This window comes from Ruegeria arenilitoris, from assembly GCF_013035425.1.
Classification (GTDB): domain Bacteria; phylum Pseudomonadota; class Alphaproteobacteria; order Rhodobacterales; family Rhodobacteraceae; genus Ruegeria; species Ruegeria arenilitoris_A.
Genome location: NZ_WQHX01000006.1, coordinates 107,204 through 124,534, shown reverse-complemented (window position 1 = coordinate 124,534; position 17,331 = coordinate 107,204). Strand labels below are relative to the sequence as shown.

Genomic DNA, 17,331 nt, shown 5'->3' with positions numbered 1-17,331 from the left:
CAGTCTTGGGCGCGTCTGTGAAGTGGTGCCACAAAGTAAGAGGCTGGAAATATCGCCTTACTAACTCGGGCATGCTGCCGTGAAATAGAATCGAATGGTATGTGTACTCAATATATTTGTTGTTTGTCGTTTGCCGTAGCTTTCAACCAGCTTTGTTGCATGTTTCAGGCCCAGAATCTCGCGGCCTAACTCTATCCGCGCTACGTAGTTTTCCAGCAAGCGTTGATCAGCGTGACCGAACAGCGATTATGATGCCAGCAAGTGCGATAAACGCGATACCCAGAATTTGCCAGCCTTGGACAGGTTGTCCAAATGCAAACCATGCATAGACTGGACCAAAAATCATCACCGAATACTCGAAAACCGAAACATAAGACGGTTCGCCAAGTTGATAGGACTTGATGATCATAAAAACCCCACAAATGGATCCAACGGCTTGTAACAATAGTAGTGGGAGGGCCTTCTGCATGGACCATTCCCAGGGGCGGGAAAAAAACTGCACCTCGTCACCCGGTTGCCACACTGGAAAAATCACCAATGTGATGCTGCCAATCGCCCCCAAAATACCCAGAGTAATCAACATTCCTGCCAACAACGCGACGGTGCTTTCACCGCTGCAAAGACTACGGGTTGAAATAGCTCCAAGTGCATAGAAAAAGCCCGCGCAAATTGGAACGAAAATGCTCCAATCGAAATCTGCGGGATTGGGTTGAAGCACAAGGATAATCCCGATGAACCCGAAGCCTACGGCTAGAACGCGCCAAGGACCTATTCGGCGTTTCATAATTCCGGACGTGATCAAAAGAATGAAGATCGGAGAAGTAAACAACCCTGCCAAGGCCTGTGCAATCGGCATCATTGCCAACGCCGAAAAATAGAACAGCATCGATATCGCAACAAGCAGGCTACGCAATGCCACCGCCCAAAATCGGTTGGGAAACAACGTGCCTAACCCCAAAAGCGAGAACATTGCAACAAGAGGAAGCGCAAACAGGGTACGAATAAGGTGAAACTGCCAAAGACCTATATGTTGCGACAAAGGAGCAATAAAATTGTCGATCACGCCAATGATGGCCATGGCACAAATCATGTATGCCGCCGCGGCGAGGGGGCGATCAGTATGAGTTGCAGGCGTGTTTGTTCCCAATGTCAGCGCACAATCAGTTTTCGTTCAAACGTCGATGCTAAATGTTAGATCAATAGGCTAAATGCGTACAACTCTCACCGTATTTAGGGCACTAGCCAGGCTGCCCGAGCAGGGATGAACCAAAGTTCGTCAGTCACGTATAATCAGAAACCAGCAAGAAATCAGGAGCTGTGTCTTCCTCAATTGTCGCGAAACGGGGGATAGGATCTTCGAAAACGTTGTCTGTACGATCATCGTTGACCGTCGAAACTTCTCCTATCAGACAATCGCCTTGTTCCGCCCAAAAGGCGTGCCAGATGCCGGGCATGAGTGTAACGCTTTGTCCTGGTTTTAACCGCATCAATTCTCCGGGCTGAATGGTGACTGGGCAACCATCACTTGGCACTACGATAGCGTTTTCTCTGTCGATACCTCCTTCGGGGTTCGAGGCGTAGATTTCCATCACCAAATCACCGCCGCCACGGTTGATGATGTCCTCGGCTTTGACGATATGTCGATGCATAGGAGACAGTTGTTTGTCGCGTGATATCAAAAGTTTCTCAGCGTATAGCATGCCGCGACCTTGGTTCAGATCATTGACGTCGCCGTTTCGCAATGTGAACAGAAACAGGCCCAGTTCATCAAAACGACCCCGTCCATAGTCCGTAATATCCCAACCCAATCCTCGCGCGCGAATACCTTCCGCTTTTTCGCTGCGCATCTGTTCCGGGGTCCAGTCTGCAAATGGTGGCAAAACAGCACCGAATGAGTTGATGAAGTCCTGGGCCTCGGCCTTAATACGGTTGATCTCGGATCGTTTCATAGCGGTCTCTTTTTGTCAAAGCTCATGGGCCCACGGCGGGTTCGCCCCGGCACGCGAGACAGTGATCGCGGCAACTTTTGCCCCTTTTTCCAGAGCGTTCCTAAGGCCGTCGTTGGATAAAGAACGCAAACCGGGTTTTGTCAGGCACCCAGCTTGATCCAGTTCAGCCAGCACTCCAGCGTTAAACGTATCTCCGGCCCCGACAGTGTCTACAACTTGCACTTTCTGGACTGGGACTGTCACCTTGCTTCCATCCGCCGTATATCCTGTCGCACCAGCACTACCATGGGTCAATATAACCAATTTCGGGCCAGCCTGCGTTAACAATGGGATCTTTTCAGAAAGGGTCTCGGGGCCAGGGATAATCCAGTCCAGGTCTTCGTCTGAAACTTTGACGATATCAGCTTGCGCGATCATTTTGTTAAGCCGGGTCCGATATTTGGTTTGGTCCTTGATAAAGTCTGGCCTAATGTTTGGGTCCAGCATGACCGCCCGATCAGCGCCATGCCGAAACAAAAGCTGCGCATACGCGTCAGCGCACGGCTCGCAAGCAAGGCTTATCCCCCCCAAATACAGTGCAGAAACACCTTGTAGCTGAACAGGCATTTCGGCAGCGGTCAGCATCCTTCCTGCTGTATTTTCGTCAACAAAGTTGTATGTGGCGTGCCCGTCCTTAAGCTGAACAAAGGCCAAAGTCGTGGGTCTGTTCGATTTAATAACATGAGTGGTGTCGACATGACTGATTTGTAGGCCAGCCGTTAGCTGTTGCCCGAACATATCTGACGACAGACCGGTGAGCATGCCCACTCTGGCTCCCAACCTTCCCAACGCAATTGCTGTGTTGTAAACCGCCCCTCCAGAATGGGGCACAAAGCCCTGCTGTCCCGACAACGTGGGTTCGGCGATCATGTCAATCAGGGCTTCTCCGCAGCACAAGATCATTTCGGAATCCCTTTCTCAAAATCGGCCGAACGAGGCCCTAGTTTTGCACCAACGCATTTTTGCAGAAGTTGTTAGCGCCAACAATGCCAAACTCTTTTTGCTCGGAAATGTAAAGGTTCATGCTACGTCGAATTTTTTTGAATCGTCCGCCTGCATTGAATGCATCCAGAAAATCCTGACCAAACAGCCAGCGGTTTTTTTCAGCGACACCGCCAACCAGAAAAACGCCCCCGACCGGGATCAGAGCCACAGCGAGATCACCCATTATCGCCCCAAGATGTTCCGTGAAAATGCGCGCAGCCTTAACCGCGCAAGCGTCGGTTCCGTCCTGTGCGGTTTGCAGAATATCCTTGGCACTTTTAACCTGACTGTTGACCTGACCTTCGACCACGCCCACCGCCTGATACAGAATAGGCAAACCGGTCCCACTCAGGAACATTTCGGCCTCCAGCGCGAGGCTGTTGTCAAAAAAACAATCCGGAGCGATATGTCTGGCCGCATCGAAAACGTCAACTTCGCCTCGATGGCGCGGTGACAATCCCATATGGCCGCCTTCCCCGGACACGGTATGATAACGTCCCTCTGAATACAGCAAAGCTCCTACACCCAAACCGGTGCCGGGACCCACAACCAAGCGGGTCCCGGCAGGAGGAGTATTTGCGCCTTGTAAAACCGCGACGTCTGCGTCGCTGATATCCGCGACTGACCACGCGGCTGCGGTGAAGTCATTAATTACAAAGGTTCTTTCCGCGCCAGTGGCGCGGGCAAGCTCGACCTCGGACAACATTAGGTTTGCGTTGGTCAAATGAATGGTTCCATTATGAACTGGCCCGGCGCCTGCTGCCACTACTGCGTGGGGGGCTGTCCCCACCTTTTCTCGCACACCAACTAGTGCCTCGCGCAAGTCCTCTAATGTGCCGGTCGGATATTTGTGCAACTCGGTCAAGGTTCCGTTGATGGAAATGCCCAGGCGGGTATTGGTGCCGCCGACGTCCGCGATGAGGTTCCAATGGTCGTGAACAGTGCCCGTGGGTTTTACCCATGGCGCAGGAAGCTCCGTTGATGTTAATGCAGCTTGCAACGCTTCAAGGACTTCTTGATTTTCCGCTTGGACGAAAAGCCCTGATATGGGCATCGATGCGCTTGAACTGAGAATAGCGTCAACGTGATTCACAAGATCTGATTCACTTTCCGCTAGAACCGAAACATAAATTGCTGTGTCTAGGGTTTCCGCTGCAATCAAGGGCGTAAGCGATTTCAGATCACGGGGTTCATGCACCGTGGTTCCAAGCCAATCAACGGGGGTTGCGATGGTGGAAAAATCCTGCTCCCATCCCGTTGGAAGATGTGCACTAAGAGAGGCGCGGAAGTCTTGTGGGTAGCTACCACTAAAAATGGCTGAGAGAAGCGTGGCATGCCCGGGCTCTTGTAAGTCAATTTCGACGCCCAAATTGCTCATGCCCAGGCTTCGCATAGCTCGATTGGCGCGGCCATTGGCCAACAATCGATGATGCAAGGTTCGGGCCAACGACCTGCTATCTTGCTTTGTCGCTATTTCCGCGGATACTTTCGAAACCGTGCTGAACAGGCGGTCCCCAATTTTTGTCGTTACGAGTTCGCTGAAATCGGCGTACCAATCCGCAGTATCGCGATTGCGCCAACCGCCAAGATCAGCCAATTCCGATGGGACCAGAGTGGCGTCGAGAACCGCGCAAGGTCGCATCCCTCGCTCTAGAACCGTTTCGACCAGTCTTTCAACACGGGCGACGCCGACACCATCAGGTTGCCCACGTCCCCTGGGCAGCACCTCGTGCCAGTGGATCGGGAACCGGAAGCTGTCAAATCCTTTGGTCTGCGTTTCAGCGCCAGGCTCGCTTGCCGAGAGACCAAATAGGAAAGACTCCGGGAAATCGGAACGAGTGTAGTTCATGCATGAAACCTGTTCGTGAACGAGACCAGCAAACCCGCCCCTAACAGCTTATGTTAGCGTTATCAAATTTTTTGATGTTCGCGTCGCTTTTCAGGCAGGATCATGAGATTCTGGCTTAATGATCGCGACATCGCAACCGTTAATGATTTGTCCATGCCATTCGACGGGGTGCGCGTTGTAATTCGTCAAGAAAACTGTGTCTGACGTTTCCCGTCGCCTTAACCCTTCCGGCATTTGGTGCAGGGTCAGGCCTGAATTTTGGGCGGCCAGATTGATGACGCGGTCCCACAACGCGTCATCCGGATTGCCGGCCAAATACCAAAGGCCACCGCCTTCTTTTAAAGCGGAAGTGCCGTCCTCAAAGCAAAGTAAATCCCGGGCCGATCCGGACAGACGTTCCACCCAATGTTGCATTGCTCCACCGCCCTGAACGGCACGGGAAATGTTGGGGGGCAGGGTCTCGACCAATTCCACTTGGCAGTCCAAACAATCGACACCTGGCCGACCGCGATCAGGAATCTGGAAATCCTTGGTAATGGCTCCTGTGCGGGGTCCCAAAATGCCAAGATTGCACACACTGGTTAAACGCTTGACTAATTCGTCATTCAGTGTGGCCAACCCGGGCGCTAGGATCAAATTATACGCGCCATGGGGAGTAATATCCGGTGGTATAAAATCCACCGATAAACCCGCCTTTCGTAAAGAACGATATGCGGAGAAGACAAGCTGGAAATAATCGAACCCACCGCCCTGTGGTTGTGTCTCCCAAGCCCAATTCGATGCATAGTCTAACACGATTGCAACCTGTGCCTGTTTCTGTTCAACCTCACCCAGCTCGGCCAGTTCGTCTGCAGTTTGGCGCACCTCACTCAGAGCCGGGGCTGCACGGTTATAAGGAGTCAGTAGCCCTGCATGCATCTGCTCCTGTGCCATGGGCGCCTGGCGCCAGCGGAAATAGCTTACGACTTCCGCTCCATGGGCGACCGCCTCCAAAGACCAAAGTCTAACCATACCGGGCAATGGCGCCGGATTATATGGTGCCCAGTTTACAGGTCCGGGCTGTTGTTCCATGACCCACCAGCGCCCGCGCCCCACAGAGCGATAAAGGTCGTGATGGAATGCCTGCATATCTGGGTCGCCTTGTTGCAGGTACACTGTTTTATGCTCGCTGTGGGCTTCCAAGCGGTCTGAAAGAAATCCAATGGGATAACTATCCCAAGTGGCAATGTCCAAGTCTTCGCCGACTTTGTAATGATCGAAATCCAAAACGCGTCCCATGTAGTTGTGGAGCAGCGGCGCTTTTGTGAATTTCCGCAGAACATCACACTGCGCTTTGTTAAACGCCGCCACCTGATCCGAACTGAAACGCTTGAAAGCCAACGCATGGGCCGGGTTAGGTTCGGTCACTGTTAAGTTGGGCAGTTCGATCTGCTCAAAACTGCTGTATTCCATTGACCAAAATACGTTCCCCCACGCAAAATTCAGTGCTTCTATTGTTCCATAATGGTCTGCCAACCAACGGCGGAATGCGTTTAACGCGGCGGCGCTATAGCTGATTGTTGTGTCGTGACAGCCGTATTCATTGTCGATCTGCCATGCAGCAACATGTGGGTTCTGGCCATAACGCTCGCCCATTATACCAGCTATCCGCGCACACTCTTCGATATAACCGTGGTGGCTGAAACAGTAATGGCGGCGCGATCCAAATTTGCGGGGGTTTCCCTGCGCATCGACGGCTAGCATGTCGGGGTGTTTATCCAGCATCCAGCGCGGCGGTGTCGCTGTCGGTGTACCCATGACAACCTTGAGACCGGCCTTTCCCAATGTCTCGACCGCTCGATCCAGCCATCCGAATTGCAGGTCGCCCGGCGCAGGTTCCATCCGGCTCCAACCAAATTCGCCCATGCGAACCCATGTCAGGCCAGACTGCACCATCTTTGCTGCATCTTTGACCCACATCTCCTCGGGCCAATGTTCGGGATAATAGCAAACGCCAAGTTCCGGTTTCATATGATAACTCTGTGTTCCGCTTGACCCCGGGCGACGTCTTGTTTCAAGAAGGTCATCCCGTTGGAAGGTTGTATTTTGATGGCATCCGTACTCAGCCCTTCACGGGCTGTCGTGCAGAACAGTGTCGTCAGGTCAGGACCGCCAAATCCGGGGCACGAGGGATGCTGCGCATCAACTGATACCGCCCGAATAAAGAGTCCATTAACATCGTACGCGGCGACGCGACCCGCACCCCACTGAGCGATCCAGATGTTTCCGTTCGCGTCAACGACGGCACCGTCAGGGTTCAGACCGTCATCCCGAAGGTCCAGAAAAAGGTGGCTGTCGCCCACGGGCCATCCTGTTTCTGGGTCAAGCGTCCACCTCATAACCTGTTTGGTGAACGTATCGCAGAAATAAGCGCACGAACGGTCTGGCGCAAAACAGATCGCATTGGAAATTGTCACGTCCGAAACTAATTGACGCAGTTCGCCGTGCCAAAATCGATATATCGCTCCTGCGCTCGGCTCAGCTTGTTTGCCCATAGTTCCAATCCAGAACCCGCCCCATGGATCTGCTCGCCCATCATTGGAGCGGGTTGTCGGATTGTCTGTCTCAATTTCAACGATTTGACTTTTTTGACCATTTTCTAAACCAAATCGCCAAAGGCCGGTTTCCGATGCTATCAGCAGTGTATTCCGATCCACCCAGCCTGCGGCAGAAACGTACTCGTCAAATTTCCAGCATTTTGGGTTCGCTCCTTCTCGGCTTAACATCCGTTTGGTCGCGATATCGAACCAGAATAGCTGTTGCCGTTCTGGATGCCAAAGAGGTCCTTCGCCCAGCTCGCAGGGTCGATCGTCGTAGACGCGGCTCACTAAATTGCCTCGTCATATGCTGAAACGATCTGTCGGGCACGTTCGCCGATCTCTTTGGGCGACATACCTGGCTTGTATAGGGCCGAGCCAATGCCGAATCCGTCAGCGCTAGCCTTTATCCATTCACCAAAATTTTCTGGGCCTGCGCCGCCAACGGCAAAAACTTGAGTGTCGGCAGGTAACACGGCGCGGATGGCGGCTAACCCCCCAGGTCCGGCCATTGTACCCGGGAACAGCTTTAAGCCGGTTGCCCCCGCTTGTAGCGCGGCAAAAGCCTCGGTCGGTGTAAAAATTCCCGGCCAGCTTTGGAGGTTTAACTCGACGGCGCGCCCGATAACGTCGGTATCACAGTTGGGCGAAACTATCAGTTTGCCACCTGCTTTGGCCACGGCATCGACCTGATCGCTGGTCAAAACGGTCCCGGCTCCAATCAAGGCTTGGTCCCCAAAATTGCGGGACAAAATACCAATGCTGCTCAACGGGTCAGGCGAGTTCAATGGAACTTCGATCCGGTCGATGCCAGCCTCGATCAGGGCGCGGCCCGCGGCTTCGGACTCTGACGGAGTGAGGCCACGCAGAATTGCAATTATTGGTCGGCTCATACGGTTTGCCTCGTTAAATTGCGGGCCAAGCTTAAACCGGCAAGCGTGACCATTGTGGCGTTGGCGGTTTCAACTGCGGCACCTTGCTGTTGCAGTGCTTTGGCATAAATATCAATCAGTGCATCCGACCCAATGATTGCCAATTGCTGGCCCAGCCAATAGGGGCGGGTTGCGGCAAGCTCGGCTCCGATCAGTTGTCCTGATAATCTTGCCCTGGCGGTTCCCGTATCCTGCCCATGCAACAAATCAGCTGCCCGCAAACTGAACAGACGCGCGGCTAGCTGTTCTGGCTTTGACAACCCATCTTCCACAGCATCTGAGAAAGCGGCATCATCCCATCCGTCGCTGGTCGAGTGTTTCAAGACTGATTGGCTGCATAACAGGTCGAAAATTTCTCCTGTCATAAATGTGCGGAAACTGATGACTTCACCCGCACTGACTTGTGCCCATTTCGTATGGGTGCCTGGCAGGCAGACCACTCCGTCCCAGTTGGGATGCTTTCCCAGGAAACCGGCAATCTGGGTTTCCTCACCACGCATAACATCCGGAGGGGAGTTCTGTTTCAGCCCCGGAACAACAAATGCTCTGACCCGTGGATCGGTGTCAGGCACCCGAATTGGCATATTTGGTATCGGAGCAGAGGGAACTGCAGAATAAGGGGCCTCGACCCACCCTTGTCGCGCACCTACCATTCCACAGGCAACAACATCGGTGGGCGTTGAGCCCAACCAGCTGTCGGTGATGCTTAACAATGCGGCCTCGAAACGCCCCTTTTCGACCCGCGCCATACCGCATTCAGATTGCACATGATCCAAAACGGTCTCGCCCTGCATCGCCCAGGCGCGCAAGTGGGAAGTTCCCCAATCGACGGCAATCCATTCTGTTTTCATCGACTTATCCTGATACTACAACGCCGCCGTCGACCGCCATGCACTGTCCGGTCATGGCTCGGCTTGCGTTTGAAGCAAGAAACAGCGTTGGTGCAATCATGTCTTCAGGCGTCAGGTATTCTTTCAAACACTGCCGTTCCAAATGGGCTGCCAAACCTTCGGGCGTGGCCCATTTGTCCATCTGTTTTTGCGTCAATACCCAGCCAGGAGCCAGTGCATTAACACGGATGCGTTGCGGCCCAAGTTCCCTGGCAAGGGATCGCGTTAAACCAGTTATGCCAGCATTCGACGTCGCGTAAATTGGATAACCCGCATTTCCCATCATATAGCTTATTGAACTGAAATTGACGATTGCTCCACCTTTGTCCCGCATTTGGCGTGCGGCTTCCTGACAGGCAAAAAAATAGGCCTTGAGATTGACTTCGATCATCCAGTCCCAGAACTCAGGTGTAGTTTCCTCGAGCGTGTGACGTTGGTCGTTGGCAGCATTGTTGATCAGCACATTGATTGGGCCATGCGCCTCGGCAGCCTTAACCATTGTAGCACGCAGCAGCTCTGTATCGGTCATGTCTCCCTGTAGAAACAAAGGTGTCCGGCCATGCTTATCGCGCATTTCTTCAACGAACGCACTGGCATCGGAACGTCCAATAAACGCAACGTTGGCGCCTTGCGCTAGGAACCCATCAGTCAGGGCTGCTCCGACACCGGATCCGCCGCCGGTGATGTAGACAGATGCGCCCTCGAGGTCGTGGAAAGTCGCAGGTTGTTCCATTTATAGCTCTCTCCTTTTGATGGCGGGCGTATGTGGTGACCGAAAGATAGAGGCTCGCGTTCTGGTTGTTTTCATTCTCATAGCTTTTTACCTTCGATGACCCAGATGCTTTGTGGAAAACTCCACGGCAACGTTAGCCCATAGTTCATTAGATATTGTCCGCTCAGCGTGACCGGTTGTTGCTTTAGTACCGGGTTGCCGCGCGACAACGTCGGAGGTGCCTCGGCAGTGCGTCGCAACCCAACTTGATAAAGTGCGTCTGGTTCCAATCGGGTCAGGCGTAACGGTCGAGGTGCGATCTGGGCCGAAGTATCTGCCTTTCCGGCAAAAACCACAAAACGAGAGCCATCGTTCGCCTGTTGTTGTTCAGCAATGACAGCCGGATCAGGAGTGTCCAACCGCAAAATATCGGCGTGATATAGCCAGTCGCGGTTGGCCTTCCACCACATTGTTACTTCACGCAGGACCTGAGCTTCTTCATTGGTCAGTTCGCGCGGATCCATCTCAAAACCCATGTGCCGCTGTGCAGCAATCCAGGCACGAAAACGGATGTCAAGAACCCTTCCCGAAGTGTGGCAAACGCGCGGCCCAACATGGCTGCCGGTAACCGCCATCGGCAAAAAGATTGCCGCATTGTGCTGTATACGCAGGCGTTCCAATGCGTCGTTACTATCGCTCAGCCACACACGCTGAGTGCGCTTGAGTATCCCAAAATCAATACGCCCGCCGCCCGAAGCGCAACTTTCTATCTCAACATTCGGGAAATCTGTCCGCAATCGGTCGATCAAAGCGTATGACCCGCGCGTTTGTGCGGCGTCGGGCATCGGCAAAACGCGGTTGTGATCCCATTTGATGTAGTCAATGTCGTGCGCAGAGAGAATCGCTGCCATCCGTTCGTAAAGAAACTGACGAACTTCGGGCAAGGCCATATTCAATGCCTTTTGCTGACGTCCCAGGATCTGATCTTCGCCTCCCAACGCCCATTCCGGATGGGCCCGGTGGATCGAACTGTCAGGGTTGATCATTTCGGGTTCAAACCAAATACCAAACGTCATGCCCAGTTCATGGACATGTGTGATCAGCGGATCCAAACCCTCTGGATACTTACGAGGGTCGACTTCCCAGTCGCTCAGGGAAGAGGTGTCATCATCGCGCTGACCAAACCAGCCATCGTCCAACACAAACCGTTCGGCCCCAAGATCCGCGGCGCGTTCAGCAATATCCTTCAGCTCTGGCAGGTTATGATTGAAGTAAACGGCCTCCCAGCAGTTGTAATGAACTGGACGGGGGTTTTCTGGTTTTGGAAAGCTTACAACTCGGTCCCGTACGTGGCGCTGAAATGCCACGGCACAGCCATTGATCCCGTCATTCGAGAACACCGCATAAAGCGGTGCGGTTTCAAACCTCGTCATTGCCTCGCGTTCCATCCGGGCAGCTTGCCCGAACTGAATCTGGCGTCGACCGTCTGGCAGTTCCTCAGCAACCATTCGGTGACCGCCGGACCAACCAAAATGAAAACCATACGCTTGACCTTGCGCATTGGTTGCGCCCCGCACAGGAATTATCAAACCGGGGAAATGTTCGTGCCCTGTTCGTCCAGTACGGTTCTCACGATATCTGATACCGGGCGACCATGCGGTGCTATTCATTTGGAATTCGCCGCACCATCTTCCGGCAAAATCGAGCATTTCATCGGACAGTTGTGGAGCCGGAAATACCGGTGCGCTAAGCCAGTGGAGAAGAACGGGGCGATCTGCTTCAAGTATTGCCTGCGCTTCAATGATATGCGTTTTGGGGTCGATCGAAAAGCGCGCCTGATAGGTCAAGCGATCAGTTTCATCTCGATAAGTCAGTACAATGTCCCGTTCCGTTACCTCTTCGCATTCATAACAGAACTTGGGAAGCAACGGCGTACCGTCGCCATCCCGGATGATTAGCCCAGGCTGCCCGGGGAAGCTGCGCGTGGCTTCGGGGCAAATTGATAATTCTGGGTTGGCATCCAGCATTCCGCCAGTAACATCCAACCCGTACGCCTTGAATAGAGTTTCGGAACTTTCCGCTTCTGGCAAACGGGGTCCGAAATAGACGACCTCCGGTAGGTGCTCGCGATGTGCGGCGAGCACCAAAGATTGTCGGTCGTCATGAAGCGACCAAGTTCTTATCATTACTTGACGGCTCCAAGGGTCAGACCCGCGATAAAATGTTTCTGCATCAGGAAGAACATGGCCACCGGAGGTAGCGCCGCCACGATGGAACCGGCGCTCATCAACTGATAAGCAGCCCTGAATTGAGCATTGAAACTGGTAATACCCGCGGTCACTGGCTGGCTTTCAGCGCCCTGTGTCAGTACAACTGCCCAGAAATAGTCATTCCAGATGAAAGTGAATATCAACACGCTGAGCGCGGCTATGGCTGGCTTCATAAGCGGTAACACTACGTACCAGAAGATGCGCCATTCGCTTATCCCCTCAACCCGCGCAGCCTCGATCAACTCAAAGGGCAGGGCGCGGATAAAGTTGCGCATGAACAACGTGCAGAACCCGGTCTGGAAAGCAATGTGGAACAAAACCAAGCCTGTTTTGGTGTTATATAGCCCCAATTGCAGAGTCAGATCGCGAACTGGAACCATCAGAATCTGAAATGGTACAAAGTTGCCCGCTACGAACATGAAGAAGATCCAAAGGTTCGACTTGAACTTGTAGATGCCCAAAGCGAATCCGGTCATGCAGCTTAGCGCGACGGCTCCAATGACGGTAGGTATCGTTATCAGGAAAGAGTTCAGCAGATAGCGGGGCATATCCGAGTTAAAGAAGACCTGCCCATAATTAAACGCGCCCTCAAAACTGGAAGGAAGACCCCAATAATTGGCGTTGGTGAAATCCGCTGCTGGTTTGACCGAGAACAGCGCAACCGCCAAAAGTGGTCCAAGCCACAATAGAAGAGCCAGCGGAAGCATTGCCTGATAGGTGATCTGCGCCGCTCGGGGTTGTTTTTCGATGGGTTTAGGAAACATCTTAGTGCCCCCTCTCTTCTCGGTACATTGACCAAAGGAAATAGGCGATAAAGCACAGCATTATCAGGAACAAAATTACTGCGATGGCAGCGCCATATCCCATCCGGAAACCGTATTCGGAAAGTGCCACTTCGAACATGTAGTAAGCTAACACCCGTGACGATCCGAACGGCCCCCCCTGAGTCATGATCGAAATCAGGTCAAACGAACGCAGGGCGCCGATGATTGTCACAACAAAGGCAATGAAAGTCGCTGGACGCAGTTGAGGTAGGATGATGTGCCAGAGCATCTTACCTCCCTTGGCACCGTCCAGACGCCCGGCTTCGATTTGCTCAGGGTCGACCGCATTCAGGCCAGTGAGGTAAAGGATCATGCAATATGCTGTCTGCGGCCAAAGACCGGCAAAGATGATGCCGTAGGTTACGAACCTCTCGTCCCCAAGAATATTGAGTGGGCCCATGCCAAAGAAACTCAGGAATTCATTCAATAAGCCGAAAGTAGGATCGTAAAACCAAGTAAATACAAGGCCTACGACCACCTGAGAGATGACAAAAGGAAAGAAAAAAAGCGATTTATAAAGGCGAATACCCCAGACGGTCTGGTTCAGGAACAGCGCAATGAACAAGCCGGCAGGAATCGCCAAAAGGTATAATATCAACCAAATCAAATTGTTTTTAAGCGAGATGTAGAACGCATCCCGGTCGACCCATTCCCAATATAGATCCTCGTAGTTGCGAATGCCCACGTATTCTGCTGCACCCAACCCGTCCCATTCATAGAGCGACAAGTTGAAAGACTGAAAAACAGGTATGATTACATAAACCATAAAGAACAGCAGGCCCGGCGCCAGAAACAGCCAGGGCGCAATACGCTGTTGGTTTCTGTGAAACCAGCTTTCTTGTTCGGGGACGTCTACGAGGGACATGATAAACTCGGAGTTTGGTCAAATTAGTAAGGCAGGTAAGCACCTGCCTTACGCAGGTCTTGGAGCAGGCCGGTCTGTGCCCGGCCTGACCAGATTAGTTATCGTAGATACGCTGACGCGCACGTTCCAGTTTTGCCAACACGCGGTCCGCATTATCTGGCTTGACCATGAACTCTTGGAAACCTTCCATGGATACTTTTGCCATTTCAGCTGGTGCGTCGCGGTCCCAGAACTGGGCGACACCGCCTGGGCTGTTGGATGACAACATTGCAAAGCCTTGCTGAAGGAACTTGTCATCGTCCACCGAAGATTGGGCGTTTACCGGCAACTGGCCGAGATTTGAGCCGTTGTTGATCTCGGTCTGCTCATCTGCCGATACAACGAAACGCAGGAATTCACGCGCTGCTTCCTTATTCGAGGCGTTCGCGGGGATGTGGAATGTATCCGTAGGCGCATCTTCTGCAAGTTCTACATCGGGGTTGATGGAAACGAACTGGTAGAAGTCCAGCTGATCATCCGTCAGGCCTGCTTCACGCAGCGGAGCGACAGCGAAGTTACCCATCAGATAAGCTGCGGCTTCACCGTTGACCATGAACGGCAATGCTTCCTGCCAGCTGTAGGTCTGGTGATTGTCGATGAACGCACCCATGTCGATCAGTTGCTTCCAGTTGGCGAAGGTCTGCTTGACCCGGTCGTCCTCCCAGCTAATCTCACCATTCGCAAGCTGGTTGTGGAAATCGTAGCCGTTAGTTCTCATGTTCAGGTAGTCAAACCAGCCACCAGCGGTCCAAAGGAATTTGGTCCCGATTGTGTAGCATGCACGACCCGAATCCACGATCTTCTGGCAGTTGGCCAGCTCTTCTTCCCAGGTGGTAGGTTCGCTTAGGCCAAGTTCATCAAAGATGTCTTTGCGATAGTAAACGCCCCACTGATAGTAAGTGTAGGGAACGCCCCATTGCTTTCCGTCTATGGTCATCGCACCTTTGGTCGAAGCCAGGTTTTCTGCGATTTCTGGCTCGGCCCACAGGTCAGAAACATCTTCGAACAGGCCGGCTTCGACATATGGTTTCATACGGTTTGCCGCATACCATGTGGCTACGTCCGGTGTGTCAGCTGTTAGAAAGTTCCTGATCTGCGTTTTGTACGCCTCACGGTCGATAACCGTTGTTTCGATTTCCAGACCGGGATGTTGCTCTGCAAACCGCTCGATCATCGCCTCCATGGTCGCACGCGGCGCCGGGTTTGACGTGTCGAGGAAGATTCGCAACTCACCGGTCAACTCAGCAGCAACTGGCGCAGCAAGTGCGACACTGGCCGCCAATGCGGCGGCAGTACGCTTGAACATGGAATGCATGGTTTCCTCCCTTAGCTTCCATTTAGTTCCAAATAGTGAAACTTGGTTTTATATATTGAAAACTACACATCAACTCGGTTAGTCTTGTCAAGACCCTCGTGCCTTTGGCCCGAGGGAATGGGAGGAGATAAGACAGCTGTGGCTGGTGACGGAACCATAGGTAAGGCATGTGACGTGCTGGATCAGGTGGCTGCTTTTGAGCGACCTGTTCGGTTTGCGGAGCTATTGGACCGCAGCAATTTTCCCAAGGCGACGCTTTACAGATTTCTGCAGGTTCTGACCAATCAGGGCATGTTGTCCTACGACCCTGAAAGACAAACCTACGCTCCGGGTATGCGTTTGGTCCGATTGGCACATGCGGCATGGACGCAGAGTTCTCTGGCGCCAATTGCACGACCTTTTTTGGATGCTCTTAGTAAGGACACCGGTGAAACAGTGCATCTGGCTCAGCTCGACTCAAGCCAGGTGCTGTACGTCGACAAGCGGAACGCCGCCCAGCCCATTGAAATGTATTCGCAGGCGGGCAAAGTCGGGCCAGCATATTGCACGGGTGTTGGTAAGGCGATGATGGCCTTTCTGGATGAAGACTCTCTGAATGAGGCTGTTTCGCAGCAAAGCTACCATCGTTTTACTGATAAAACCCTGACATCCGAGGCCGCGCTGCGGGCTGACCTCGACCTGATCCGTCAACGCGGCTACGCAATAGACGACGAAGAGCATGAGCCTGGCATCATTTGTGTGGCTTGTCCGGTTTTGACGTCCGGTAGCCGGATGCTTGGTGCAATTTCGGTCACAGGGTCGACCGAACGTATGGATTTCAATCAATTAGAGGCCTGGGTCCCCCGAGTTCGCCGAGTGGCAGAGCAGATAGGGGCCGAGGCTCAGGCATGGCGGTTCCCCGAGACCCGCGCAAAGGTAAGCAACGACAGGATGCAAGCGACATGACAGGTGTAACTCTGAACCGCGCAATCAAACGGTACGGCCAGACCCAGGTCATTCACGGTATCGACTTACAAATCGAGGACGGTGAATTTTGTGTTTTTGTGGGTCCCTCGGGTTGTGGCAAATCTACACTACTACGAATGATCGCTGGACTCGAAGAAACCTCAGAGGGTGAAATTCACATTGGCGCCCGTGATGTAACCCATATGGACCCTGCCAAGCGCGGTGTGGCGATGGTGTTCCAGACCTATGCGCTTTACCCGCATATGAGCGTCGCAGAGAACATGGGCTTCGGATTGCGAATGAACGGCGTTGCTAAATCGGAAATTGATCAGAAAGTTCAGGAGGCGTCGAACATCCTGAAACTGGACCAATATCTTAAGCGAAAGCCCAAGGCGCTTTCCGGCGGCCAGCGGCAGCGAGTTGCGATTGGCCGTGCAATCGTCCGTGGTCCGGAAGTATTTTTGTTTGACGAACCTCTGTCGAACCTGGACGCCGAGCTTCGGGTGGAAATGCGAGTTGAAATCGCTCGTTTACACAACGAAATCGGCGCAACGATGATTTACGTGACACACGATCAGGTCGAGGCGATGACGATGGCTGACAAGATCGTCGTCTTGCGCGACGGACGAATTGAACAGGTCGGCGCGCCTATGGATCTGTATAGAGACCCAGACAACAAGTTTGTCGCAGGCTTCATCGGTTCTCCTGCAATGAATTTTTTGGAGTGTGATGTTGTGGATGGCATGGTCCGCCATCCCGCGTTGACGGATGCGATACCGGTCACAAGCAGCGTGCCTACGAATGCAAGCCGCGTGACCCTTGGGATTCGCCCGGAGCACATTCAAATCGACCGAGCAAGTGACAGTTGCACGGTGGACCTGACCGAAGCGTTGGGCGGCGTGTCTTACTCTTACCTATTGACGCCGAACGGTGATAAACTGATCGTAGAAGAACGTGAAGATGAGCGTAGCGCGCAGGGTGAACGGATAGGTATATCGGTCAAACCCGAGCGCGCGATGCTATTTGATCCGGAAAATGGTCTTCGGTTGCGGTAGTCAGAAAGCTCTGGTTACTTGACAGTGTGCCCGATTGACAATCGGGCACAATCTTCTGACTTGCGGAAACTATGGATATTGTATCCA

General features: G+C 53.0%; 15 protein-coding genes. 2 read left to right on the top strand and 13 right to left on the bottom strand.

Annotation, left to right across the window (positions count from 1 at the left end):
* Positions 1–226 precede the first annotated feature (226 nt).
* The 13 genes from GOV45_RS16690 to GOV45_RS16630 all read right to left on the bottom strand — a co-directional run bounded on the left by GOV45_RS16690 (position 227) and on the right by GOV45_RS16630 (position 15,244).
* Entirely contained in the window at positions 227–1,147 is a 921-nt protein-coding gene (locus GOV45_RS16690; protein WP_254448027.1) for a DMT family transporter, read from the bottom strand.
* 133 nt (positions 1,148–1,280) lie between these two features.
* The gene (locus tag GOV45_RS16685; protein WP_170479881.1) at positions 1,281–1,949 is read right to left on the bottom strand and encodes a D-lyxose/D-mannose family sugar isomerase; all 669 of its coding nucleotides are present in this window, start codon (positions 1,947–1,949) and stop codon (positions 1,281–1,283) included.
* A gap of 15 nt (positions 1,950–1,964) precedes the next feature.
* Entirely contained in the window at positions 1,965–2,891 is a 927-nt protein-coding gene (locus tag GOV45_RS16680; protein ID WP_170479878.1) for a carbohydrate kinase family protein, read from the bottom strand.
* A 37-nt stretch (positions 2,892–2,928) separates the two neighbouring features.
* Entirely contained in the window at positions 2,929–4,821 is a 1,893-nt protein-coding gene (locus GOV45_RS16675; RefSeq protein WP_170479876.1) for a family 1 glycosylhydrolase, read from the bottom strand.
* Between the two features lie 90 nt (positions 4,822–4,911).
* Positions 4,912–6,831: a beta-galactosidase gene (locus GOV45_RS16670; protein ID WP_170479874.1), complete on the bottom strand. Its 1,920-nt coding sequence runs from the start codon at positions 6,829–6,831 to the stop codon at positions 4,912–4,914.
* Entirely contained in the window at positions 6,828–7,688 is an 861-nt protein-coding gene (locus tag GOV45_RS16665) for an SMP-30/gluconolactonase/LRE family protein (RefSeq protein WP_170479871.1), read from the bottom strand. The genes GOV45_RS16670 and GOV45_RS16665 overlap by 4 nt, the downstream gene beginning before the upstream one ends.
* Positions 7,688–8,290: a 2-dehydro-3-deoxy-6-phosphogalactonate aldolase gene (locus GOV45_RS16660; protein WP_170479869.1), complete on the bottom strand. Its 603-nt coding sequence runs from the start codon at positions 8,288–8,290 to the stop codon at positions 7,688–7,690. The genes GOV45_RS16665 and GOV45_RS16660 overlap by 1 nt, the downstream gene beginning before the upstream one ends.
* A complete protein-coding gene (locus GOV45_RS16655) occupies positions 8,287–9,180 on the bottom strand; it encodes a 2-dehydro-3-deoxygalactonokinase (RefSeq protein ID WP_170479867.1) in 894 nt (297 codons plus the stop codon). The genes GOV45_RS16660 and GOV45_RS16655 overlap by 4 nt, the downstream gene beginning before the upstream one ends.
* Positions 9,181–9,184: 4 nt before the next feature.
* Positions 9,185–9,952, bottom strand: coding sequence for an SDR family NAD(P)-dependent oxidoreductase (locus GOV45_RS16650; RefSeq protein ID WP_170479865.1), 768 nt, complete (start codon positions 9,950–9,952; stop codon positions 9,185–9,187).
* A gap of 77 nt (positions 9,953–10,029) precedes the next feature.
* Positions 10,030–12,117 (bottom strand): alpha-galactosidase, encoded by a 2,088-nt coding sequence (locus tag GOV45_RS16645; protein ID WP_170479863.1) that lies wholly within the window; start codon positions 12,115–12,117, stop codon positions 10,030–10,032.
* The gene (locus GOV45_RS16640) at positions 12,117–12,965 is read right to left on the bottom strand and encodes a carbohydrate ABC transporter permease (RefSeq protein ID WP_170479861.1); all 849 of its coding nucleotides are present in this window, start codon (positions 12,963–12,965) and stop codon (positions 12,117–12,119) included. The genes GOV45_RS16645 and GOV45_RS16640 overlap by 1 nt, the downstream gene beginning before the upstream one ends.
* 1 nt (position 12,966) lies before the next feature.
* Positions 12,967–13,890 carry a carbohydrate ABC transporter permease gene (locus GOV45_RS16635; RefSeq protein WP_170479860.1) on the bottom strand — a complete coding sequence of 308 codons (924 nt, stop codon included), beginning with the start codon at positions 13,888–13,890 and terminating at the stop codon, positions 12,967–12,969.
* A gap of 94 nt (positions 13,891–13,984) precedes the next feature.
* Positions 13,985–15,244 carry an ABC transporter substrate-binding protein gene (locus tag GOV45_RS16630; RefSeq protein WP_170479858.1) on the bottom strand — a complete coding sequence of 420 codons (1,260 nt, stop codon included), beginning with the start codon at positions 15,242–15,244 and terminating at the stop codon, positions 13,985–13,987.
* Positions 15,245–15,382: 138 nt separating this feature from the next.
* On the opposite strand from GOV45_RS16630, the gene GOV45_RS16625 reads away from it, so the two are divergent.
* Both GOV45_RS16625 and GOV45_RS16620 read left to right on the top strand, forming a co-directional pair.
* Positions 15,383–16,189, top strand: a complete 807-nt coding sequence (locus GOV45_RS16625) for an IclR family transcriptional regulator (protein WP_170480139.1) — start codon at positions 15,383–15,385, stop codon at positions 16,187–16,189.
* Complete coding sequence (locus GOV45_RS16620) at positions 16,186–17,244, top strand: ABC transporter ATP-binding protein (protein WP_170480138.1); 1,059 nt, start codon at positions 16,186–16,188, stop codon at positions 17,242–17,244. Before GOV45_RS16625 ends, GOV45_RS16620 begins: the two co-directional genes overlap by 4 nt.
* Positions 17,245–17,331: the final 87 nt, after the last annotated feature.